We start from the raw sequence: 23,147 nt of genomic DNA on the forward strand, positions 1-23,147 counted from the left end.
TTATGAATATTAATTCAATTTATATAAAATTTATTAAGGTTATTTTTATATTTTTATTTTATGCTACAAATTTAATAGCTTTAGAGAATAAGATAATTGTCAAAGTAAATAATGAAATCATCACATCCGTTGATATAGAAAATGAGATAAACTATTTAACAATATTAAATCCACAAGTAAAAAATTTAGAAAAAAAAAGGGTAACTAATATTGCTAAAAATTCTTTGGTTAGAGAAAAAGTAAAAATAATTTCTTTGCTAGATATTTTTGAAGAAATCAATGTAGGCAATGAGTATGTAGATAAAATAATCAAAACTACATATGAAAAAAATGGCTTTAATACGTTAGATCAATACAAAGAATATCTAAAAAAGAATAGATTGAAAATTGAATATATAAAAAACAAGATAAGCATTGAGGCTCTTTGGAATGAGTTAATCTACAAAAAATTTAATTCTAAGGTTGTTATTAATAAAAAAAAAATAATAAATGAAGTTAAAAATAATCCAAATATAAAAATCTTGTTATCTGAGATTATTTTTAGAATTAAGAATAAAAAAGATTTAGAAAAAAAATATAATGAGATTAAAAATGATATTCAAAATGATGGTTTTGAGAATGCAGCTTTAATTCATAGCATTTCTAACTCAGCCTCATCTGGTGGAGCAATAGGCTGGATTGATAAAAATTCTTTAAATAAAGTTGCTAATAACGCATTATTAAATTTAAAAATTGGTGAATATTCAGAACCTATATTGACTGCAAGTGGTTTTTTAATACTAAAAATTAATGACATAAAAAAAAATGTATCTGATGAAGAAAACCTTGAAAAAAAAGTTAATACTCTCATTCGAATTAAAACAAATCAACAATTAAATCAATTATCAAATATATATTTAAACAAAGTAAAAAAAGATTTAACTATTAATGAATTATAAACCAATAATAATAGTGGCAGGTGAACCAAATAGCATATTTTTAGAAATTTTTTTTAAAGCTCTGGAATATAAAAAATACAAAAGTCCAATACTATTAATTTGTTCTCTTAAAATTTTAAGTGTTCAAATGAAAAAGTTTAGAATAAAAAAAAAATAAATATTTTAGAAATCTCAAAATTAAAAAGTTATAATTTGGATAATAAATCAATAAATCTAATAAATATTGATTTCAATCAAAAAAAGATATTTAAAAAGATTTCAACTACATCAAATCGATATATACAAAATTGTTTTGAAGTAGCTTTTGATCTAATTAAAAATCGATATTCTAATAAATTTATAAATGGACCAATATCAAAAAAAACTTTCTTAAATAAAAAATTTTTAGGAATAACAGAATTTATAGCTAAAAAATTTTCAACAAAGAAAAATGCAATGCTAATTTACAACAAAGAGCTTTCGGTTTGTCCAGTTACTACCCATTTACCATTAAAATTTGTATCTAATAATATCAAAAAAAAAGTGATTCAAGAAAAAATAGATTTAATTAATAGATTTTATAAAAAAAATTTTAACATCAAACCTAGAATTGGAGTTTTAGGGCTTAATCCTCACTGTGAAACTATAGACAAATTTAACGAAGATGAAAAAATAATTAAACCAATTATAAAATATTTAAAAAGATCTAGATATAATGTATCTGGACCCTTATCAGCTGATACAGCTTTTTTAAAAGATAATAGAAAGAATTTTGATGTGATTTTAGGTATGTATCATGATCAAGTTTTAACACCTATCAAAACACTATTTGAATATGATGCAATTAACATTACTCTAGGTCTCCCTTTTATTAGAATATCACCAGATCATGGCCCAAATCAAAAAATGTTAGGAAAGAATCTATCTAATCCCTTAAGTTTAATTAGAGCAATATCTTTTTTGGAAAAAAATTGATTAAAGCAAAAAAAAGTCTTGGTCAAAATTTTCTAACTGATAGGAATGTTCTTGAAACAATAGTCAATACAGCAGAAATTACGAACAAAACTATTCTTGAAATTGGGCCTGGTACAGGAAATTTAACTTCTTTTATTTTAAAAAAAAATCCTAAAAAAGTATTTGTAATTGAAAAGGATAATGATTTGGCAGAAAATCTCAAAAATATTTTTGCTAACCAATTAACAATAATAAATGATGATGTTTTAAATATTGATGAAAATTTATTATTTGAGGATACGGTAACTGTATTTGGTAATCTCCCTTATAATATATCCACTGAAATATTAAGCAAATGGATAGTAAATTTAAAAGACAATTTTTGGTTCGATCATCTCATATTAATGTTTCAAAAGGAAGTCGCTGATAGGATAGTTGCTAAATTTAACACATCTGCTTATGGCAGATTATCCATTTTAAGTAATTGGAAATTAAATGTTCAAAAAATTTGTGATATTAAACCTGAGTCTTTTTCTCCAAGACCAAAAATAGATAGCTCTTTATTGCTTTTTTCTCCCAAGAAAGATTTTTACAAAATAAAAGATCCAAAAAACTTAGAAAAGATAACTAGAGTTTTTTTTAGTCATCGAAGAAAAATGTTAAAAAAACCTTTTAACCAATTATTCAATGGTGACCAGAAAGTTATAGAGAAACTAAAGATTAATTTAAATTTAAGACCACAAAATTTAGATTTTGATACTTACTACGAACTTACACGTGAATATGAAAGCTTAGGAAGTTAAATTATTAACATGTCTTCTAACAAATTCTATATCATAATCTTTTGAACCATTATTTATTTCAGCTTCAATTAGATTATTTATTTTAGAAAAACATTTTTCAAGATTATCATTTATAACAACGTAATCATAATTTATCCAATGCAAAACGTCTCTTTCAAACTGCTTCATTCTTTCCTCTGCAATTAATTTATCTTTCATATCTCTGTTAGAAAGTCTTTCAAATAATTCTTCTTTACTGGGAGGTAAAATAAAAAAAGTAATTAGTTTGTAATCAAGTTTTTTATTTTTAACTTGATCTGCTCCTTGCCAATCAATATCAAATAAAACATTTTTTCCTTTGTCTAATTTATCTATTACTGGAGTTCTAGTTGTTCCATAAAAATTATTAAAAACTTTGGCATATTCAAGAAATTCCTCATTTTTGATTAATCTTTTAAACTCATCTTCGTTTACGAAGAAATAATCCTTATTAGGTGTTTCGTTGGGTCTTGGTTGACGTGTGGTGTGAGATACAGATATTTCAAAGTTGTCTAATTCAGACAACATTTTAACTAATGTAGTTTTACCAGCTCCTGATGGAGAAGATAAAACTATCATTACCCCATCATTATATGAGGGCATAGAAGTAATTAATTTGCTTTTCCTTCAATAAACTTAACCGCATCTCCAACAGTTAAAATTTTTTCAGCTTCACTATCTGATATTTCAGATCCAAATTCTTCTTCAAAAGCCATCACCAACTCAACAGTATCTAAACTATCAGCGCCTAAATCATCTATAAAACTTGATTCTTCAGTTACTTTAGCTTCATCTATACCTAGGTGATCTGCTACAATTTTTTTTACTTTGCTTGAAACGTCTTCTGACATATTGATCCTTTTTGTTATAAATTCTTAATAGTCCATTAACCTATTTTGTCAAGCCATATACATGCCCCCATTAACATGTAAGGTTTCTCCATTTATATAGCTTGATTGGTTTGAAATTAAAAAAAGTACTGCATTTGCAATATCCTTAGGCTCACCTAGTCGTGCTGATGGTATTTTAGAGACGATAACTTCTTTAAATTTCTCATCTATTTTATCTGTCATAGCTGTTTTAATGAACCCTGGCGAAATACAATTTATATTTATATTTTTTTTGGCATACTCAATTGCAAGACTTTTTGACATTGCAATGATTCCTGCTTTTGATGCTGTATAGTTAGCTTGTCCTAAATTGCCTGTATGTCCTACAACTGAGGTTATATTTACAATTTTTCCAGATTTATTTTTAAGCATCTTCTTTATTGCAAATTTACTCAATAAAAAAGTTGAGGTTAAATTAATATCAATAACTTTCTGCCACTCTTCCAGGCTCATTCTTATCGCCAAATTATCTTGGGTAATACCTGCGTTATTAACTATACAATCTAGAGTGCCCCCTAATTCTTTAGTCGAATTTTCAATAAATTCTTCTATCTTGTCTTTCTGAGATATATCAAATTTTAATATTTTAATTGCTTTAAAATTATTTTTTAGTTCTTCTAATTTTTCAACTCTCGTACCAGATGCAAGTATATTTGCACCCGCTTCACTAAGTTTTTTGATAATTGCATTTCCAATACCACCTGATGCCCCTGTTACTATAATATTTTTATTTTTTAGATCGCTCATATTTTTAAATTTTCTATATCTCCTTGATTATTAATTGTATCTATTTTTACCTCTCTATTAATTCTTTTTATCAAGCCTGACAAAACCTTACCTGGGCCAATTTCTATAAAGTGATTTACATCGCTATTAATCATATTAATTACACTTTCTCTCCATCTAACTCTATTTTCAATTTGTTTAATTAATAAATCTTTAAGCTCGTCTATGCTTGATATTTGATTAGCAGTAACATTAGATATTAATTTATTTTCAGATTCCAGAAAATTTAGTTTATTCAACTCCACACTCATTATATCAGTGGCTTTACTCATTAAATTACAATGAAATGGAGCACTAACAGGTAACTTGATGTTTTTAATAGAATTTTCTTTTAAAATAGTAATTAATTTATCTAAATCTTCTGTTTTTCCACTTATAACTATCTGACCTTCAGAATTGTCATTAGCTATTTGAGCTTTAAAATTTTTTTCATTATCTTGTAATATTTTTTCAACAATCTCAACCGTCGAACCTAATACTGCAACCATACCGCCCTGTCCTTTTGGAACTGAGTTTTGCATGGCATCTCCTCTAATTCTTAAAATTTTTATAGTATCAGAAAAACTTAAGTAACCTGCGCAAGATAAAGCTGAATATTCACCCAATGAGTGTCCAGCAAAAAATTTTGCTTTATTCAAATCAATGTTAAACTCTTTTTTAATTACTGTAAAAATTGAGTAGCTAATCAAAAAGATCGCTGGCTGAGTATTGGCTGTTAGATCTAATTCCTCTTTTGGGCCTTCTAATATAAGTTTAGATAAGGGAAAACTAAGTGTTTCATCGGCCTCTTTAAACAAATTTTTAACTAGTTCAAACTTGTCATAGAATTCTTTTCCCATTCCAACTATTTGAGAACCTTGACCTGGAAAAATTACTGAAAACATATAAAAAAAACTACCAATTTTGCCTTTTTAACTATTGTAATTGAACATTTATAATAGTATATCCTCACTTTTTATTAAAGAACTTAAATGAATTTATACGAACATACTATTATAGCTAGACAAGATACTTCACCAAGTGAAATTAAGCAATTAACTGAAAAGTATTCTAAAATTGTTGAAAAAAATGAAGGTGAAATTGTAAAAACTGAAAATTGGGGATTACTAAACTTATCTTATCTAATTAAAAAAAATAAAAAAGGAAGCTACATTCACTTTAAAATTAAAGGCAAAGGGAATGTAATAGATGAATTAGAAAAAAATGAAGCTATAGATAAAAAATTATTAAGGTACTTAACAGTAAGAGTTAAAAAGTTTGATTTAGACGCCAACTACTTTGGCAAAAGAGAAGATGACGATAAAAAAGAAAGTTATAAAAACTAATTATGCCTAAAAGACAAAGTGGAAATAAAAAAGGTAAACAAAGTAATTTTGCAAAATTAAGTATTTTCCAACCAAATAAATATAAATTTAAAAAAACTTGCCCATTATCAGCAAAAGGTGCTCCTGCTGTTGATTACAAAAATGTGAGACTTTTAAAAAAATATATGTCTGAAAATGGAAAAATTTTACCTTCAAGAATTACAAATGTTTCTCAAAAGAAACAAAGAGAGCTATCTCTTTCAATAAAAAGAGCTAGAAATTTAGCATTGTTATAAAAATGAAAATTATTTTATTAGAAAACGTTAAAAGAATTGGATCTATTGGTGAGGTAATAGATGTTAAAAGAGGATATGCGAGAAATTTTTTAATTGCTAACAAAAAAGCTTTATATGCTTCAAAAGAGAATATTCTAGAAGTTGAAAAAATTAAATCTGATTTATCCAAAAAAGATAATGAAAAGAAAAAAGAAGCGACTCAAATTTCAGAACATGTTAATGGCAAAGAATATTCTGTTAAAAAATTAAGTACTGAAAATAATGAATTATATGGATCAGTTAAACCGACTGAAATCGCAAAACTAATTCATGAAGAAAATAAAATTGATATTAAACCCTCAATGATACAACCAGTTGAGGAAATCAAATCTTTAGGAAAATTTAAAGTTAAAATATCTCTACACTCTGAAGTTGACGCAGAGATTACAATTAGCGTTTCTTCTGCTGATACGATCCAATAATTATACATTCTTTTCCCCAACAATTATTAATAATTCAATTTTTATAACTTTTCTGTAAATTGTCTGTTATGGAAAGCAATTTAAGTATCGTTAAAGATCAATTTAAAGAATTACCAAATAACATTGATGCTGAACAAGCGGTTATAGGTTCTATTCTAGTAAGCAATGATATCTTTGATGAAATCAGTACCATAATTTCAAGTATTAATTTTTACGACCCAATGCATCAAAAAATTTTTGAGGCAATTGAAAGTCTTGTCTACAAAGGCATGCTTGCAAATCCAATTACTCTTAAAAATTATTTTGAGGATGAAAAAGATGATTTAAATGTTCCAGAATATTTAGTTAAAATTACCAAATTCTCTACCTCTGTACGTCAAGCAATAGAATATTCAAAAATTGTTTACGACATGTTTGTTAGACGTGAACTAATTAAAATCTCAGAACAAACAATTGATAGTGCAAAATTAAGTGAACTGGATACAAGCGGTCAAACAATTATTGAAAACTCAGAACGATTATTATTTGATTTAGCTGAAAAAGGTTCTTTTAATTCTTCTCTTGTTAAATTTGATGAAGCCATGAAACAAACAATTGAAATGGCTTCAGCAGCTTATAAAAATGAAGAAGGTATCGTTGGTGTTCCAACTGGTCTTAGAGATCTAGATGATAAACTTGGTGGCCTTCATCAGTCAGATTTAATAATTATAGCAGGAAGACCTTCTATGGGTAAAACATCTCTTGCCACTAATATTGCATTTAATGCAGCACAAAAATTACAAGAGAGTGGCAAAAAATCCTCTATAGCATTCTTTTCACTTGAAATGTCTTCAGAACAGCTATCCACAAGAATTATTTCAGAACAAGCAAGAATTAGTTCAAACGATATAAGAAGAGGAAGAATTTCGGATGAACAATTTGATAAATTTCTTGAAACCTCAAAAAATATTTCTGAACTTCCTTTATATATAGATGAAACTCCTGCAATCAGTATTGCCGCTATGAGCAATAGAGCGAGACGAATTAAAAGATTGTTTGGTCTTGATATGATTGTTGTTGATTATATCCAGCTAATGAGAGGAACCACTTTTAATAAGGACGGGAGAGTTCAAGAAATATCACAAATAACTCAAGGATTAAAAGCTATAGCAAAAGAGCTTGCTGTTCCTGTTGTAGCTTTATCTCAACTTTCAAGACAAGTTGAACAAAGAGATGACCACAAACCTCAACTATCTGATTTAAGAGAATCTGGTTCCATTGAACAAGATGCAGATGTAGTGATGTTTGTTTATAGAGAAGGTTATTATCTACAAAGAAAAGAGCCAAGAGAAGCGACTGTTGAACATGCAGAATGGCAAGCTAAGATGAATGAAGTTGCTCACTTAGCAGAAATTATAATTGGCAAACAACGACATGGTCCTATTGGTAAAGTAACACTTGAATTTGAGGAAAGATTTACGAAATTTAAGGATACTCAATTAAGCTAAATTCCAATATAAAGAGCCTGAATGTTAGCTCAATTATATCAAAATCTTGTTCTTAAAAACTCAAAAATAGTATTTGGACTTCTTGTTATTGCTATAATAAGTTTTGGCTATTACTCAAAAGATTTTAGACTAGATGCTTCATCGGAAACCTTATTAATTGAGGGGGATCCAGATTTAACCTACCTACAAGAAATTAATGAAAGATACGGCTCTAAAGATTTTTTAATTCTTACCTATGCCCCTAACGAAGGGATGATAACTAACAACTCTATTAATAATCTATTAAGTTTAAAATACAAAATTCAAAGTTTGAGCTGGGTACACAGCGTTATCACTCTTCTTGATGTTCCGCTATTGAGTAATTCTGAGGCTTCACTTCAAGAACGATTAGAAAAATTTAAAACACTAAAAGATGAGGATGTTGATAGAAATAGAGGCTTTAAAGAAATTTTAAATAGTCCTGTTTTTAGAAATTTTGTAATTAGTGAGGATGGTGACACCAGTGGAATAATTGTAAATATCAAAAAAAATAAAAATTTAGATAATATTCAAGATAAATCAAAAGAAGAAATTGAGAAACTAAAAGATCAAATTAAGAAACAAAATCACAAAAATATTTTAGAGATAAGACAAGTAATAGAAAGTTATGATGATATTGGTAAAATATATCTTGGAGGTATACCAATGATTGCTGATGATATGATGACTTTTATCAAAAATGACATTGTCGTCTTTGGATTAGGTGTTCTTTTGTTTATTATTGCAACTTTATGGTTTGTTTTTAGAAAATTAATTTGGATCATAGTTCCAATTAGCAGCTGTTTGTTTTCTGTTATTATTATGATGGGGTTACTTGGGATTCTTGGATGGAAAGTAACTGTAATATCTTCAAATTTTATTGCATTAATGTTGATTTTGACAATGGCAATGAATATTCATATGAGCACTCGTTTTCTTCAATTAAAGAAAAATTTTCCAACTAAAAATAGTTTTGAAATTATATCTTTAACAACAAATAAAATGTTTTGGCCTATACTTTACGCAGTCTTAACTACAATATTTGCGTTTTTATCATTAATCTTAAGTGGAATTAAACCTATTATTGATTTTGGATGGATGATGACTTTTGGTTTAATCACCTCTTTTATTATCACATTTACTTTACTTCCTTCTCTTTTAAACTTTACACCAACTAAAAATATTTCTGTGAAAGAAGAACAAGAATCAAAAATTACAAACTTTTTAAGTTTTGTCTCATTAAATAATAAAACCATGATATTTGCAGTGACAGGTATTATTATAATTTTAAGTGTAATTGGAATTAGCAAGCTTGAGGTTGAAAATAGTTTTATAAATTATTTTAATAAAGATACAGAAATTTATAAAGGTATGAAATTAATAGATGAAGAATTGGGTGGAACAACTCCATTGGAGGTTATTTTAAAATTTCCTCAAAAAGAAAAAAAAGAAAAACTTGATGATGATGACGAGTTTGATGATTGGGGTGATGAAGAAAACGTAAATGAAGACAGTTACTGGTTTACTAAAGATAAAATAGATAAAATTACATCAGTTCACAACTATTTAGACAGTCTTCCTCAAGTAGGAAAAGTTTTATCTTTTTCATCAATTATAGATGTTGCGACACAATTAAATAACGATAAACCTCTTGGAACATTGGAAATGGGAGTTCTTTACTCTAAAATTCCCAAAAGTATCAAAACCGAAATAATAGACCCATATATTTCTATAGAAGACAATGAAGCCAGGATAAGTTTAAGAATTATAGACTCTCAAGAAAATTTGAGACGAAATGATTTAATCAACAAAATTAATTTTGATCTTAAAAATAAGCTTGGATTAGAAGAAAGTGAATTCAAACTTGCTGGAGTTTTAATTTTATTCAATAATTTGTTACAAAGTTTGTTCAAATCTCAAATTTTAACTTTAGGGCTTGTGATGGCTGGAATATTCTCAATGTTTATAGTTTTGTTTAGAAATATTAGATTGTCTTTAATTGGAGTTATTCCTAATTTTATTGCAGCATTTTTTATATTAGGAATAATTGGTCTTCTTGGGATCCCATTAGATATGATGACAATTACTATTGCTGCAATTACTATTGGGATTGCAGTAGATAACAGCATTCACTACATCTATAGATTTAAAGAAGAGTTTAACAAGATAAAAGACTACAACAAAACACTTAAGATTTGTCACGCAACAGTTGGTGTTGCTATACTAAACACTTCTCTGACAATTGTATTTGGTTTTTCTATTTTGGTTTTATCCAAATTTATTCCAACAATTTATTTTGGAATGTTTACTGGACTTGCAATGTTGTTAGCAATGATATCTGTTTTAACATTACTTCCTTCATTAATTTTAATTGTTAAACCTTTTGGTAAATAATTTAAATGTTTGAAACTTTAAAAGATTTTTATCAAGCAACTTCTATTATTGATCTTGTATATTTATTGATAACCATCTTATCACTTATTAAATGTTATAAAAAAGGCTTTGTCTTAAGTATTCTTTCAATGGCAAAATGGTTAATGGCATATGTAATAACTTTAATTCTTTTTCCACGATTAAAACCTTATTTTAAAAATATAATAGATAATGAGTATGTACTTGATGTTGGTCTTGGTATTGCTATTTTTGTTATTGTAATATTTTTGATTTTATTAATTAACAAAGGAATAAGTAAAGCAATTAACTACACCGGCATTGGTGGTTTAGATAGTGCTTTTGGATTCTTTTTTGGATTTATTAGAGCATATATTATTTCAGTTTGTATATTTTCAGGAATTCATATTGTCTACAATTATGATAAATGGCCTATAAAAGAGGATAAATCATTCATCTTTCCTTACCTTGAAAAAGGTAGTAATTATCTCATAAAAGAATTTCCTAATGAAAAAACATATAAAGAATCTAAAGAAAAAATTGAAGAACTTTAATCCTAAATTGAAAGAAGAATGTGGTGTATTCGGTGTTAGTAATGCTAAAGATGCTTCTGCATTAACTGCTCTTGGTCTTCATGCACTTCAACACCGAGGTCAAGAAGGTTGTGGAATAGTTACTTTTGATGGAGAAAAATATTACTCAGAAAAGAGATTTGGTTTAGTTGGAGATAATTTTAATAAAGAGAAAGTTTTAAAGAATCTTAAAGGAAATTTTGCAATTGGTCACAACCGATACAGCACAACTGGCGAAAACACTTTAAGAAATATTCAGCCTTTTTTTGCAGATACAAATGCTGGTGGTATCGGGGTTGCACACAACGGAAATTTGACCAACTCTATATCTCTAAGAAATAAATTAGTTGAGGATGGGGCTATTTTCTACTCAACTTCAGATACAGAAACTATTGTTCAATTGATAGCAAAATCTAAAAGACCAAAAACTATTGATAAAGTTGTTGATGCTATATTTCAAATTCAAGGAGGGTATGCATTAGTAATGTTAACTCAAAATTCTTTAATTGGTGTTAGGGACCCCTATGGGATAAGACCTTTGGTCATTGGAAAATTAGGTAATAGCTATGTTTTAGCGTCAGAAACTTGTGCTCTAGATATTATAGGAGCAAAATTTGTAAGAGATGTTGAAAACGGTGAAATAGTTTTAATTGAAAATGACAAATTAACTAGCGTTAAACCTTTTCCTGCAAAAAAAGTAAGGCCTTGTGTGTTTGAGTATATTTATTTTGCAAGACCAGATAGCATTATTGATAATAAAACTGCATATGAGCATAGAAAAAATATTGGGGCTGAACTTGCCAAAGAAAACGATATAAATGCAGATATTGTAGTACCTGTACCCGACAGTGGAAACGCTGCTGCTCTTGGCTTTGCTCAACATTTAAAAATTAATTATGAACATGGTTTAATTAGAAATCATTATGTGGGAAGAACTTTCATTGAACCTAGTCAGAAAATAAGAAGCTTAGGTGTTAAATTAAAACTTAATGCCAATCAAACAACTATCAAAAATAAAAAGATTATATTAATTGATGACTCTTTAGTTAGAGGAACTACTTCGCACAAAATTGTTAAGATGTTGTATGATGCGGGTGCTAAAGAGGTGCATGTTAAAATAGCATGCCCTGAAATAAGATATCCAGATTTTTATGGTGTGGACACACCAACTAAAAAAGAGTTGTTAGCAGCTAATAAAACAAATGATGAAATTTGTGAATATATTGGAGCCAAATCTTTAAAATTTTTATCTCTTGAAGGATTATATAAAGCGATTGGTTTTGAAAAAAGAAATGAGACCTATCCTCAATTAACTGATCATTATTTTACAGGTGACTATCCTGTTAAGCCAATAGATGAATTAGGTGATAATAAAATTACTCAATTATCATTACTAAGTACTGGTTCTAACAATTAAGAACTAATAAAATAAAATTTTTTTAATTATTATCTTTAAATTTCAAATAAAAATATTATCTAGATATCTATGATTAATACTAAAGAACAAATAATAGAATATTTTAAGTCTGGTATAAAAAATACAAAAGATTTTAGAATTGGAATTGAGCATGAAAAATTTCTATTTAACAATAAAGATAATAAACGAGTTGATTATTTTAAAATAAAAGAGATGTTTGCTGCGCTATTAGAGTTTGGTTGGAATCCAATTTTAGAAAAAAATAATATTATTGGATTGAACAAGGGAGGAAAAAACATCACGCTTGAGCCAGGTAATCAAATAGAATTATCAGGTGATAAACTGAATCACATTCATGAAGCTTGTGCTGAGTCTCAAGATTATTTATTTGAATTGAAGCAAGTTACAAAAAAACTTGGTATTAATATTGTTAGTGCTGGATTTGATCCAATATCTAAATTAGATGAAATTCCGAACAATCCTAAACAGCGTTATGAACTAATGACCAAAGATATGCCTTTAGGAGGAGAGCTTAGTTTGGATATGATGTATCGAACTTGTGGAACTCAATTAAATATTGATTATAATTCAGAAGAAGATTTCATTAAAAAATTTAAGATTGTTAATTCTATTGTTCCAATTTCTATAGCTTTGTTTGCAAACTCATCAATAGTAGAAAAGAAAAAAAGCAACTATTTATCTTACCGATCAAAAGTTTGGCAAAGTACTTCTAGAGGTGGTTTGCCAAAATTATTCTTTGAAGATTTAAATTTTGAGAAATATGCTGAATTTGTAATTAATTTTCCAATTTTATTTATTCAAAATAGTGACACTTTTATTTCTGGAAAAAAATATATTTTTAAGGATTTTATGGATGGTAAAATTGATGAAATTGGAAATCGACTACCGACTGAGAACGATCTAACCACGCATTTGAGTACAATTTTTACTGAAAATAGGTTAAAAAAATATATTGAACTTAGATCTATGGATACTTGTGGTTGGGACTGCTTATGTTCTGGACCTGCTTTTAACATTGGTATGCTTTACGGTAATCTAGATGAAGTTTATGAGATAATTTCAAATTGGAATAAAGATAAAATCATCAATGCATATCTTGATGCACCTCAAAAAGGATTTAATACGCAGTTAATGGGTAAAGATCTTTTATACTGGGCTGATACTTTATTAAATTTATCAAAAAAAGGTTTAGAAAATAGAGATATTTTAAATAAACATGGAAAAAATGAAACTGTCTTTCTGGATCACTTGCAAAAAGTAATTGAAAATAAAACTACTAACGCAGATCATATGATTAATAAATTTTCAAAAAATGAAGATTTAAATGAATTATATGACAAATAAAATCGTTGCTGTACAAGGAAATCATCCTTCTAAACTAAACCCTATTTCAGATACTAGTGTTTTTCTTGCAAGCGAAATCCAGAATAAAAAATACAAGATATTTTATTACGACCCAAAAGATTTATCAGTAATTAATTCAAAAGTAATTGCTTCAGGGTTTTTTATCAAATTCGATTATTCAAAAAAGAAATTTTTTAAAATACTTAAGAAGCAAAAATTAGATCTTACAAAATGCAAGTTTATCCTGATCCGTCAAGATCCTCCCTTTAATTTAGAGTATATTTCAGCAACCTACATACTAGATGCAATCAAAGATAAGGTTAAAATTATTAATAATCCTACTTCAATTAGAAATGTATCCGAAAAACTTTATTCAGTGAGATATCAAAAATATATGCCAGATACTATTTTCACTCAAAATATTAATGAAATTAAAAACTTTTTTAAAAAATACAAAAAAGTGATCATAAAACCAATTCATAGTTATAGTGGAAACGATATACATCTTTTAAATAAATTTAATTTAAGATTAATTAATCAATTTATTAGAAAACATGATCATATAATGTGTCAAAAGTATTTGCCTAAAATTAGTAAAGGAGATAAACGAGTTTTTTTAATTAATGGTAAGGTGTGTGACGCAATATCAAGAGTTCCTAAAAAAGGTTCATTTTTAAGTAACATGAGCAAAGGTGCTAAGCCAATCAATATTCAATTAACAAAAATAGAAAACAAAATTTCAAAATTGATTGCTAAAGATTTAAAAAAAGAAAATATTTTTTTTGCAGGAATTGATTTTATAGATCAAAAACTAAATGGAGATATTAATGTTACCTCTCCAACTGGTTTAAAAACTTTATATGATTTATCAGGAATTAATCATGCCAAAACTTTTTGGAAAGAATTAAAAGCATGAAATCATTTTCTGACCAACAAAAAGGATCATTATTAGCTTTTGTGGCTGTGATGTTTATCACACCAGACAGTTTATTTATAAGGTTATCCAGTGTCGATACTTGGGGTTTAGTTTTTTATCGGGGATTAATTCCATTTTTTACAGTCTTAATTGGAATGTTAATTATATATAAATTGAATTTTTTTAAGATGCTTTTAACTAGTGGGCACCATGGATTAATTTATATTATCACCTTCTCAATCACCAATATTACTTTTGTAGTTTCAATACAAAATACTAACGTTGCAAATACATTGGTTATGATTGCAATGGCCCCTATGCTATCTGCAATTTTAGGAGCCATTTTTTTAAAGGAAATGCCTGATAATAAAACTTGGATTGCAATTGGTATTACATTCATGGCAGCCGTTTACATATTTTACGACTCTTTACAGTTGGGGAGTATTTATGGAGATATTCTAGGTTTTGTTACAGCACTAGGACTGGCTGTTGGAGCAGTAACGATCAGATCTGCCAAGAAAAAGAATTTAGTTCCAGCGGCTGTAGTCGGAAAATTGTTTGTTGCAATATTTGCAATGTTTTTTATCGAGTCTTATGTTTTAGCTGAACGTGATTTATTTATTGTGCCTTTAATGTGTGTAATGTGCGTAGCTATTCCTTTTGTATTAGTGACAATTGCTCCAAGATTTATTCCAGCTGAAGAGGTAAACCTATTCTTTTTATTAGAAACTATTATTGGTCCTTTCTGGGTTTGGATGGTTATTAAAGAACAACCTAGTATTGAAACCATTCAGGGGGGTGCAGTGATTATATTAACAATAGCAATTCACTCATTTCTTAAGCTTAAAAAATCATAAATCTATAAATACATTTAACTTGATTTGGCCACAAATCAGAAATAGATGTCGATTCATATGGACAAAGTATTAAAAAATTCATGGGCACTATTTTTGGGTATGGGAGCACTTATGCTCGCCTATGGATTTCAAGGATCATTATTAGGGGTCAGAGCTGTTAAAGAAGAATTTAGTTTAACTGCAACTGGATTTATGATGTCCGGTTATTTTGTTGGTTATTTCATTGGAGCTAAAACTATACCCTTAATTATTTCACGTGTTGGACACATCAGAGTATTTGCTGCATTTGCATCAGTTGCATCATTAGTTGTTTTGGTGCACGCGGTTTTTGTAAATCCTTTTGTGTGGTTTTTATTAAGAGTTCTAACAGGAATTAGTATGGTTTCTATTTATACTGTTGCTGAAAGTTGGTTGAACGATAGAGCAAGTAACAAGAATAGAGGAAGTGTTTTATCAATTTATATGGTCATCTTATATGGTGCAATGGGTTTTGGAATGTTTTTTCTTAACTTTAGCAATCCAATAAACTTTGAACCTTTCATTTTGATTTCAGTTATTACTTCAGCTGCTCTAATTCCAATTTTACTTACAAAAAGAAAACCTCCAACTTTTAAAAAAATTGAAACAATGTCTTTGCAGGAAGCTTATATCTCATCTCCTTTTGGAATAGTTAGTTCATTTTTTTATGGAACAATTCAATCGGCGTTATTTACTTTACTTGCCGTGTACGCAACAACAATGAACTTTTCTATTTTTCAAATTTCTTTAGTTACTTTTATGCTTGCAGTATCTGGAGCTATATCGCAGTGGCCTATTGGAAAATTATCTGACATGTTTGATAGAAGAAAAGTTATTATAATTGTAACTTTTGCTGCAGCATTTTTTGCTTTTTGTGCAATTTTATCTTCAAGACAAATGTATTTACCAGGTGATTTAGCAACAAGTAAGTTTTGGTTTTATGTTTTTTTAGTTTTATTTTCTTTTTGTAGTTTGCCAATGTTTTCATTAATTTTAGCTCACACCAATGACTTTATTCCAAAAGAAAAGTTTGTTGCTGCTGGTGCCAGTTTACAATTTACTTTTGGCATGGGTGCTATGGGTGGCCCTTTTTTATGCTCATTATTTATGGGCTATGTTGGCCCTAATGGTTTCTTTATCTTTTTATTATTCTTTCATATTTTAATTGGAATTTATGGAATTTACAGATCTAGGGTAAGACCTGTTGTTGAAAACCCGGACTCTCAATTTGTTGCCATGCCTCAATCAATTACACCTGCAGGAATTGAACTTAACCCAACAACAGAACCTATTGAAGAACCTGTTAAGCCTGCAATAGAAACTGTTGTTGAAGAAAATAAACCTCTTTAGAAATTTAGTTTAGTAATGGGGTGGTTTTTGATCATCTTTGATAGCATTTGATCCAATTTCATTTTCTAAATCGTTAATACTTTTTTTAAAATTAGAAATTTCTTTCTTTAATTCTGTAATCTCTTTTTGTTGAGAATAAAGCTCGTCACTCATTTGTGATATTTCGTGCTGAAGAAAAGCCACCTGTTCCTCAAGTTTTTTAACTGTATTTTCCATACAAAGATCAGCTTACAATATTTTTTAAGATTAATTGAGAGATAAATCGAATGGTCTATTCTAGAGCTTTTTGATAGCATTTAATCATGAAAAAACTTTTAGGGATCATGTTTCTAGGTTTGCTGTTAATCCCAACATTGACTTTGTCAGGAACTTTTAAAGATGAAGAAGGTAAATTTGGTCTAAAAACTAAAGGAAGTGGATTTAAGTTTCATAAAAACTTTATGGATCATAAGGATCATAACTTTCAATACATTGAGGATAATACAAAAGCACGTGCTGGAAACTATTTTCAGCGATTTGAACTTAGAGATGGTGATTGCTTTAGAGATGATTTTTGGAGTGATTGTGACACTGATCGAGAAAGAGTTGAGTTTTCAACTGAACCAAGACAGGCTCCAAAAGGAAAACAGTGCTATGGATATAGTTTAATGTTATCTAAAAATTTTTTCGATGTAGCTCCAGCCAAAACTACTTTAGGCCAAGTTCATCAAATTGGTGGTCCTACAGGTACAGCATCAGGTGGCCTAGCTTCTTTTCCACCGTTGATTCAAATTGATGCACATAAAGGATATTTATTTTTTAATTGGCACGAACTTAGTGGTTCAGCAACAGACGTTATTGATAAATCAGTATTTACTACATTAAAGCCACTAAGAAAAATGAAAGAAGTTTGGACAGATATTTCTTTTTGTTTAGATTTTAAAAATAAAAGGATTGATGCATGGGTGGATGGTATTAAAAAAGTGGAAATATTAAAATCTCCAATTTTTTTTAAACCAGAAGGAATATATTTTAAGCATGGTATATATCGTAATTTAATTAGTAAGTATAAAGAGCTCAAAAATCGCAAAATGCGAACTCAAGTTGTTTTCTATGATGAGATAAGAAGAGGTGATTCAATTGAAAAAGTAGATGCTAATATTAATCAAAAACTTAAGTCAGTTGATTGATTAATTTTAAATAAAAAAACTTGTTACCAAACTTGTATCAAAAGAGATAAATCAGATAGTCAATTCTAGAGCTTTTTGATAACGTTTATATTATGAAAAAACTTTTAGGGATCGTGGTTCTGGGTTTGTTGATTTGTAATGTTAGTTTTGCTGCTGACTGGAAAATTAAAAATAAATGGAAAGTTTCATGTGGGATAGTTGATGATGAATCTTTAATGGTTAATGGAAAACCGAAAATCAAATATAATAGTAAAAATGAATTTAAATTAGAAAGTGTTGTTTTTAAATTAGACAAAGGAGACATAGGAAGCTGCCCTACAGATAAAAAACCTGGAAGTCATGGTGGATATCCTTATGCAGGTCGTCAAGAAATTACCCATAGATTACCTGTAGGTAAAACAATATTTGAAACAGATATCTATATAGAAGGTTCACCTCAGCATAGATCGACAGTTTTTCAAATACATGATGGTAGAAATAAAGGAGCACCACCAAGCTGGATTGGTGTTGGGATGGATTGGAAACTTAAATATAAATTTCCGAAGGGAGAGTGCTCACCAAAAAAATGTAAAAAGATAAAAACTGCTTTTTTAAAACCTGGAGAAAAAAACAGATTTAAAGCAAGTATTAATTATCAAAAAAAATTAAAATCATTAACTGTTTTTTATTATTTAAATAATGAGATGATAGCTAAACATATAGATGTGCCTTTATCTAAAAAAAAAACAGATGGACCATACGGACCAAGCAAACCTTATATTAAAATTGGTATTTATAGAATTGGAGAAACAGGCACAACAAGTTTTGCTTACAATAATCTTGTAATTAAAAATAAGAAAAAATGAAAAAACTTTTAGGGATCGTGGTTCTGGGCTTATGACACTTGAGATTATTATAATTTTATTAACTATCGTCCTTGCAGTTTATTTTTTATTTAGACCTACCTCAAAAAAAGAAAAAGACCGGTTCGAAGATAAAGATAACTGGAGAGGTGGATTTTAAATGAATGCAGAAAAAATAGAGTATACTTTACAAATTAGCCTGATTAGAGACCTTTAAGATAAATTATTGAAGATTTTAATTTTTTAATTAAAACTTAATGATTAATTCATGATCTTAAAAAAAATTTATAACAAACTAGAGATATGACTATACTTTTTTGAGATAAATTAAATGACAATTTAGAGATTGTTGATAGGATATTATTATGAAAAAAATTTTAGGAATCTTGTTTTTAGTTTTCTTCTTTTCTCCAGCTTCGTTTGCAGGAAGTGATGATGCAGAAAAAATGACTAAGAGTGAAATTGAAGCTTTGTTAGTTGGAAATACATATCCTTTAGGTGGTAAAAATTTAAAAAAAAGTAAAGGAGCATTTTATTTTTCTAGTGTAAATGATCTAGTAATTGTTTGGAAAGGAAAAAAAGGTACTGGCACGTGGGCTGCTGATAACAAAAGTCAATTTTGTTACACTCAGACATTGTGGGCTGGGAAGGAATGTATTGTGTTGAAGAGAAATAAAAAAGACGGAGGTTATTTGCATATTTTCGATGGACAAACAAGAAAACTTAAGGACAATGCAATAGAGCAGGGAAATAAAATTAAATAAACACTTTAATTAAGTCTTAAACTATACCTGCAACTATACTTGATTGAGATAAAACAAAAAAAGTGTGGGCATGAATAAAAAAACGCAAGTAAACTCTGGAAAATTATTCAGGAAGCTGGCGATTATTTGGGGGATTAGAGGGACAACATATTCCACATTAAGCTACATTAATCTACAGTACTTATGCGATTAATTAAAAATTAACTTAAAATAAATCGCTTAAAGACTCGTCAATTTAATTAAAAAACTCGATCTATAACTCGATAATAAAAAGATAAATCAAATATCTATTTTGATAAATATTCCTCACTGTTTGTGGTAAAATAATAAATGGACACAGAAAAAAAAGAAAATACTTTTCAAATTGTTGGGCCAAAAAATATATTTCCTAAAGTTACATTGGTTGATCCAACAAATTCAGGTTACCTCTTATTTGCTCTTGAGATTGATCACCGTCCGCCTATTGGTTTTTTTATAGAAAGTCAGCTCAAAAAAAAAATTCTATCAAAACTGAAGAATGATGTAGTTAATTTAAGGAACAATTCTAAAGTAATAGATACGACAGTCTTTAAGGCTATGATTATCCCAACTGGTCGAGGAGCGTTTTTAAAAAAACGCCCTAGTATAGAAATTGCAAAATTTGATGTCGTATTGTTAATCGAATTTGATACCCATGAATCTGCTAAAGAATTTCAAAAAAGTTTGGAATGGCAAAATATGGAAGAAACTTATAAATTAGAGACTAAAAAATCACTGACAGTTACCGGTGTAAACGTTCGTCGTATAGGATCTGTTGACCATTCTAAAAAAGGAGTGTTTTTATTTAATTATTTTTATGCTGATCAAGTAAAACAAAATTTACAAGTATGGGAATATACTGCTGGTTGGTTTCAAGATCAAACAGGATTAGACAATTCTACTCTCATTCTGCCTGACCAAGTAAACGAAAGTTCTTATAAAATTATCAATCATTGCCGTTGGGATCACCTGATAGATATATTGCCCTCCTTAATATTTAAAAAAAGTTTTAAGGAATTTGTACTAAACAATTTTGAAGCAAATAATGTGGCTGCGATGCCAATTCTTTACAGATTGGCCTAATTTGAATAACTCGATAATAACTCGATAATGAAGAGATAAAACAAGGATTTTAATATTATGAACAAAGAAAACGCAAGTAAACTGTGGAAAATGATACAGGAAGCTGGCGATTATTTGGTAGGTCAGCTACCAGACCATCCAAATCATCCCAAAGGAAGAAACTCCTACGCTCATGTCGCTATATGTGTAAAAGATCATTTCGATGCTAGCTATAAAGATATTCCAGATGAGAAATTTGATGAAGTTGTAAAATATATTGAATTTTTAAAACAAAACCCTAGTTAGAGTTTTTTAAAATTTCTAACAATTGATCAACATCACTATCTTGAGTATTCCAGGCAGCAACTAATCTTGTTGATTTACCATCCAACTCATCTTCATTCATTTTGTAACCTTCTGAATTTAAATGTTCGATCATGTTTCTAGGAAACTTAGCAAAAACTTCATTAGCTTCTGTTGGGTATGAAAGTTTAATATCTGAATGATGAGCTAATCCTTCGCTTAATTTTTTTCCCATTTTATTTGCATGTTTTGCATTTCTCAACCAAACATCATTTGAAATATAGGCATCTAATTGAGCAGAAACAAAACGCATTTTTGATAACAAGTGCCCTGCTCTTTTCATTAAAAATGCAATATTACCAACTAAGTCTTTCTTAAAGAAAATTATTGCTTCTGCTGCAAGACAACCGTTTTTGGTTGCTCCAAATGACAATACATCAATACCTGCCTTCCAAGTCATTTCAGCAGGTGTTACATCAAGAGAAACCAAAGCATTAGCAAATCTTGCTCCATCCATATGCATATTTAGATTATGTTTGTGAGCAACATCTGAAATCATTTTAATTTCGTCTATTTGATATACCTCTCCAGTTTCACAAACTTGAGTAATACTTACAGATGAGGGTTGAGTGTGGTGCACTATTCCTTTGCCACCAATTGACTGATTTAATTCATCAGCTGTAATTTTTCCATCAACACCTTGTAAGGCAATTAGTTTTCCTCCCCCTGTATAAAATTCGGGAGCACCACATTCATCGGTATTGATATGAGATAATTTGTGACAATAAATATTACCAAATGATGGTGTCATTGTAGATAAAGCTAATGCATTAGCAGCAGTACCTGAGGCAGTTGGAAAAACAATTACATCTTTTTCAAATATTTCTGAAAACTTATCTTGTAATTCAGTTGATATTTGATCGTTTCCATAAGGAGTACTATCACCATCATTTGCCTTTAAGATTGCATCTAATACTTCTGGACAAGCACCAGCAACATTATCTGAAGCGAATTTAACACGCTCTCTTTTTGTTTTAATTTTAGCCATATTATTGTTTTGGAAAATAATCCTTTAGAGTGCCTTCTCGATAAACATCTGCTGTACAACAATGCAGTCCTCCACCAAAAGCATAGGCATCCCTAAGCTCAACTGGTATAACTTCCATTCCAAGTTTATCTAATTGTTCTGCTTGATAAACTTCACTTTTTTCAACACAAACTGTTTTAGGATCAAGCACCAACACATTCATCGATAACCATGTTGAAGAATAACACAGTGGTGGCGGTTCATTATGTGCTGGTTGAGCGCTATCAATAATTTCCCAACCATTGTCTTCAAATAATTTTCTTTGTTCTGTTGGCAGTCTTCTTTGAGGATTATTAATAATTAAACCCTCTTTAATTGGAGTAAAAGTAGCGTCTATATGAATTGGATAAGGGTCCCCTGGAAAATTAACCGCATGAACTCTGTGATCTTTGTAATGTCTTTTTAACCAATCAATTCCTTTTAAATTTGTTGTAAAACCATGTTGTACAACTAAATCTTTTCCAAATCTTAAAACGTCAGCTGCATCGAATAACGGTTCCTCTTCTGTGGTTACAAAAAATTTATCTTCCGTCCACTCTAATCTTTTTTGAATACCAATTTTATCTGACAAGTAATCTTTTCGATAATCTTTATCTGTTAACCTTGGTTTTGGAGCAGACTCGTGTCTCATGTTAGGATCTTGATTATAATACTCTTGAAGTAAAGGTCGGTAGCAAAGGTACTCAAACCATCTACAACGATAACTCATTGTTGCTTCTAAAATTTCATTACCAACAGTAAGCAAAACATCTCTTGGTGGCATACAGCCAAACATTGTTTCTGCTTCCCAATCAGGTGTAGAGGTCTTTTTATTAAAATCAATTGGAGTTGGTCTGTCTACTTTAACTCCTTTCTTAATTAGCATATTTGAAAAATCATCTAAGAGTTGATTTGCTTTATCCACTGTATCTTTAGTTCTTGGGCCAAATTGGCCTCTCATATCACTATCTTCAGGAACTTTAGCATCAAGTGCTGGCTCTGGAGCTGGTATACAAGTTCCATCAGCTCTACCAACGATTACATGTTTTAATGGATCCCACTCATTCCAACTATTAACAATAGTTTTGTTATCAGTCATATTT

27 protein-coding genes are annotated in these 23,147 nt (G+C 29.0%); 20 read left to right on the forward strand and 7 right to left on the reverse strand.

All coding sequences use genetic code 11. The features are described from left to right. Positions 1 to 2 precede the first annotated feature (2 nt). From ACIJYI_RS04755 to rsmA, 3 genes are all read left to right on the forward strand, one after another. On the forward strand, positions 3 to 938 hold the full coding sequence (locus ACIJYI_RS04755) for a peptidylprolyl isomerase (RefSeq protein WP_435113228.1): 936 nt from the start codon (positions 3 to 5) through the stop codon (positions 936 to 938). Positions 939 to 1,130: 192 nt separating this feature from the next. Then, entirely contained in the window at positions 1,131 to 1,892 is a 762-nt protein-coding gene (locus ACIJYI_RS04760) for a 4-hydroxythreonine-4-phosphate dehydrogenase PdxA (protein ID WP_435113229.1), read from the forward strand. Continuing rightward, positions 1,889 to 2,674, forward strand: coding sequence for a 16S rRNA (adenine(1518)-N(6)/adenine(1519)-N(6))-dimethyltransferase RsmA (rsmA, locus tag ACIJYI_RS04765; RefSeq protein ID WP_435113230.1), 786 nt, complete (start codon positions 1,889 to 1,891; stop codon positions 2,672 to 2,674). Before ACIJYI_RS04760 ends, rsmA begins: the two co-directional genes overlap by 4 nt. Here the strand turns inward: rsmA and gmk are convergent. The 4 genes from gmk to fabD are packed head-to-tail and all read right to left on the reverse strand — an operon-like array spanning position 2,663 to position 5,252. Further along, positions 2,663 to 3,295, reverse strand: coding sequence for a guanylate kinase (gene gmk, locus ACIJYI_RS04770; protein ID WP_435113232.1), 633 nt, complete (start codon positions 3,293 to 3,295; stop codon positions 2,663 to 2,665). The two genes, rsmA and gmk, sit on opposite strands and share 12 nt — an antisense overlap. A gap of 8 nt (positions 3,296 to 3,303) precedes the next feature. Then, a complete protein-coding gene (locus ACIJYI_RS04775) occupies positions 3,304 to 3,543 on the reverse strand; it encodes an acyl carrier protein (protein ID WP_008544320.1) in 240 nt (79 codons plus the stop codon). Between the two features lie 48 nt (positions 3,544 to 3,591). Further along, positions 3,592 to 4,329 (reverse strand): 3-oxoacyl-ACP reductase FabG, encoded by a 738-nt coding sequence (gene fabG / locus ACIJYI_RS04780; RefSeq protein ID WP_435113234.1) that lies wholly within the window; start codon positions 4,327 to 4,329, stop codon positions 3,592 to 3,594. After that, entirely contained in the window at positions 4,326 to 5,252 is a 927-nt protein-coding gene (fabD, locus tag ACIJYI_RS04785) for an ACP S-malonyltransferase (RefSeq protein ID WP_435113236.1), read from the reverse strand. The genes fabG and fabD overlap by 4 nt, the downstream gene beginning before the upstream one ends. An 87-nt stretch (positions 5,253 to 5,339) precedes the next feature. Between fabD and rpsF the strand changes: the two genes are divergently transcribed. From rpsF to ACIJYI_RS04840, 11 genes are all read left to right on the forward strand, one after another. Continuing rightward, positions 5,340 to 5,693, forward strand: coding sequence for a 30S ribosomal protein S6 (rpsF, locus tag ACIJYI_RS04790; protein WP_435113238.1), 354 nt, complete (start codon positions 5,340 to 5,342; stop codon positions 5,691 to 5,693). 2 nt (positions 5,694 to 5,695) lie between these two features. After that, complete coding sequence (gene rpsR, locus ACIJYI_RS04795; protein WP_196242545.1) at positions 5,696 to 5,968, forward strand: 30S ribosomal protein S18; 273 nt, start codon at positions 5,696 to 5,698, stop codon at positions 5,966 to 5,968. A gap of 2 nt (positions 5,969 to 5,970) precedes the next feature. Further along, positions 5,971 to 6,429 carry a 50S ribosomal protein L9 gene (rplI, locus tag ACIJYI_RS04800; RefSeq protein WP_435113240.1) on the forward strand — a complete coding sequence of 153 codons (459 nt, stop codon included), beginning with the start codon at positions 5,971 to 5,973 and terminating at the stop codon, positions 6,427 to 6,429. A 68-nt stretch (positions 6,430 to 6,497) separates the two neighbouring features. Then, positions 6,498 to 7,916, forward strand: a complete 1,419-nt coding sequence (locus tag ACIJYI_RS04805) for a replicative DNA helicase (RefSeq protein ID WP_435113242.1) — start codon at positions 6,498 to 6,500, stop codon at positions 7,914 to 7,916. A gap of 21 nt (positions 7,917 to 7,937) precedes the next feature. Next, complete coding sequence (locus tag ACIJYI_RS04810) at positions 7,938 to 10,328, forward strand: efflux RND transporter permease subunit (protein ID WP_435113244.1); 2,391 nt, start codon at positions 7,938 to 7,940, stop codon at positions 10,326 to 10,328. A 5-nt stretch (positions 10,329 to 10,333) separates the two neighbouring features. After that, entirely contained in the window at positions 10,334 to 10,879 is a 546-nt protein-coding gene (locus tag ACIJYI_RS04815) for a CvpA family protein (protein ID WP_435113246.1), read from the forward strand. Then, positions 10,833 to 12,314: an amidophosphoribosyltransferase gene (purF, locus tag ACIJYI_RS04820; RefSeq protein ID WP_435113247.1), complete on the forward strand. Its 1,482-nt coding sequence runs from the start codon at positions 10,833 to 10,835 to the stop codon at positions 12,312 to 12,314. The genes ACIJYI_RS04815 and purF overlap by 47 nt, the downstream gene beginning before the upstream one ends. Before the next feature lie 69 nt (positions 12,315 to 12,383). Then, positions 12,384 to 13,679 carry a glutamate--cysteine ligase gene (locus ACIJYI_RS04825; RefSeq protein ID WP_435113249.1) on the forward strand — a complete coding sequence of 432 codons (1,296 nt, stop codon included), beginning with the start codon at positions 12,384 to 12,386 and terminating at the stop codon, positions 13,677 to 13,679. Next, positions 13,669 to 14,595: a glutathione synthase gene (gene gshB / locus ACIJYI_RS04830; RefSeq protein ID WP_435113251.1), complete on the forward strand. Its 927-nt coding sequence runs from the start codon at positions 13,669 to 13,671 to the stop codon at positions 14,593 to 14,595. Before ACIJYI_RS04825 ends, gshB begins: the two co-directional genes overlap by 11 nt. Next, the gene (locus tag ACIJYI_RS04835; protein WP_435113253.1) at positions 14,592 to 15,452 is read left to right on the forward strand and encodes a DMT family transporter; all 861 of its coding nucleotides are present in this window, start codon (positions 14,592 to 14,594) and stop codon (positions 15,450 to 15,452) included. The genes gshB and ACIJYI_RS04835 overlap by 4 nt, the downstream gene beginning before the upstream one ends. A gap of 57 nt (positions 15,453 to 15,509) precedes the next feature. Beyond that, positions 15,510 to 16,820, forward strand: coding sequence for an MFS transporter (locus tag ACIJYI_RS04840; RefSeq protein WP_435113255.1), 1,311 nt, complete (start codon positions 15,510 to 15,512; stop codon positions 16,818 to 16,820). Between the two features lie 9 nt (positions 16,821 to 16,829). Here the strand turns inward: ACIJYI_RS04840 and ACIJYI_RS04845 are convergent, their stop codons facing one another. Beyond that, positions 16,830 to 17,036: a SlyX family protein gene (locus ACIJYI_RS04845; protein WP_435113257.1), complete on the reverse strand. Its 207-nt coding sequence runs from the start codon at positions 17,034 to 17,036 to the stop codon at positions 16,830 to 16,832. Positions 17,037 to 17,122: 86 nt separating this feature from the next. Between ACIJYI_RS04845 and ACIJYI_RS04850 the strand changes: the two genes are divergently transcribed. From ACIJYI_RS04850 to ACIJYI_RS04875, 6 genes are all read left to right on the forward strand, one after another. Continuing rightward, a complete protein-coding gene (locus ACIJYI_RS04850; protein WP_435113259.1) occupies positions 17,123 to 17,989 on the forward strand; it encodes a heparin lyase I family protein in 867 nt (288 codons plus the stop codon). A 92-nt stretch (positions 17,990 to 18,081) separates the two neighbouring features. After that, positions 18,082 to 18,834: a hypothetical protein gene (locus ACIJYI_RS04855; protein ID WP_435113261.1), complete on the forward strand. Its 753-nt coding sequence runs from the start codon at positions 18,082 to 18,084 to the stop codon at positions 18,832 to 18,834. A gap of 31 nt (positions 18,835 to 18,865) precedes the next feature. Continuing rightward, positions 18,866 to 18,991, forward strand: coding sequence for a hypothetical protein (locus ACIJYI_RS04860; protein ID WP_435113262.1), 126 nt, complete (start codon positions 18,866 to 18,868; stop codon positions 18,989 to 18,991). A 205-nt stretch (positions 18,992 to 19,196) separates the two neighbouring features. Further along, the gene (locus ACIJYI_RS04865; RefSeq protein WP_435113264.1) at positions 19,197 to 19,595 is read left to right on the forward strand and encodes a hypothetical protein; all 399 of its coding nucleotides are present in this window, start codon (positions 19,197 to 19,199) and stop codon (positions 19,593 to 19,595) included. A 330-nt stretch (positions 19,596 to 19,925) separates the two neighbouring features. Continuing rightward, a complete protein-coding gene (locus ACIJYI_RS04870) occupies positions 19,926 to 20,696 on the forward strand; it encodes a hypothetical protein (RefSeq protein WP_435113266.1) in 771 nt (256 codons plus the stop codon). A 57-nt stretch (positions 20,697 to 20,753) separates the two neighbouring features. Next, positions 20,754 to 20,981: a hypothetical protein gene (locus ACIJYI_RS04875; RefSeq protein WP_435113268.1), complete on the forward strand. Its 228-nt coding sequence runs from the start codon at positions 20,754 to 20,756 to the stop codon at positions 20,979 to 20,981. Here ACIJYI_RS04875 and ACIJYI_RS04880 read toward each other — a convergent pair. Beyond that, the gene (locus ACIJYI_RS04880) at positions 20,974 to 22,026 is read right to left on the reverse strand and encodes a threonine aldolase family protein (protein ID WP_435113270.1); all 1,053 of its coding nucleotides are present in this window, start codon (positions 22,024 to 22,026) and stop codon (positions 20,974 to 20,976) included. The genes ACIJYI_RS04875 and ACIJYI_RS04880 overlap by 8 nt on opposite strands. Before the next feature lies 1 nt (position 22,027). Next, positions 22,028 to 23,143 (reverse strand): serine/threonine protein kinase, encoded by a 1,116-nt coding sequence (locus ACIJYI_RS04885; protein WP_435113272.1) that lies wholly within the window; start codon positions 23,141 to 23,143, stop codon positions 22,028 to 22,030. Positions 23,144 to 23,147: the final 4 nt, after the last annotated feature.

The sequence above is a fragment of the Candidatus Pelagibacter bacterium nBUS_36 genome, from assembly GCF_051201215.1.
Lineage (GTDB): Bacteria > Pseudomonadota > Alphaproteobacteria > Pelagibacterales > Pelagibacteraceae > Pelagibacter.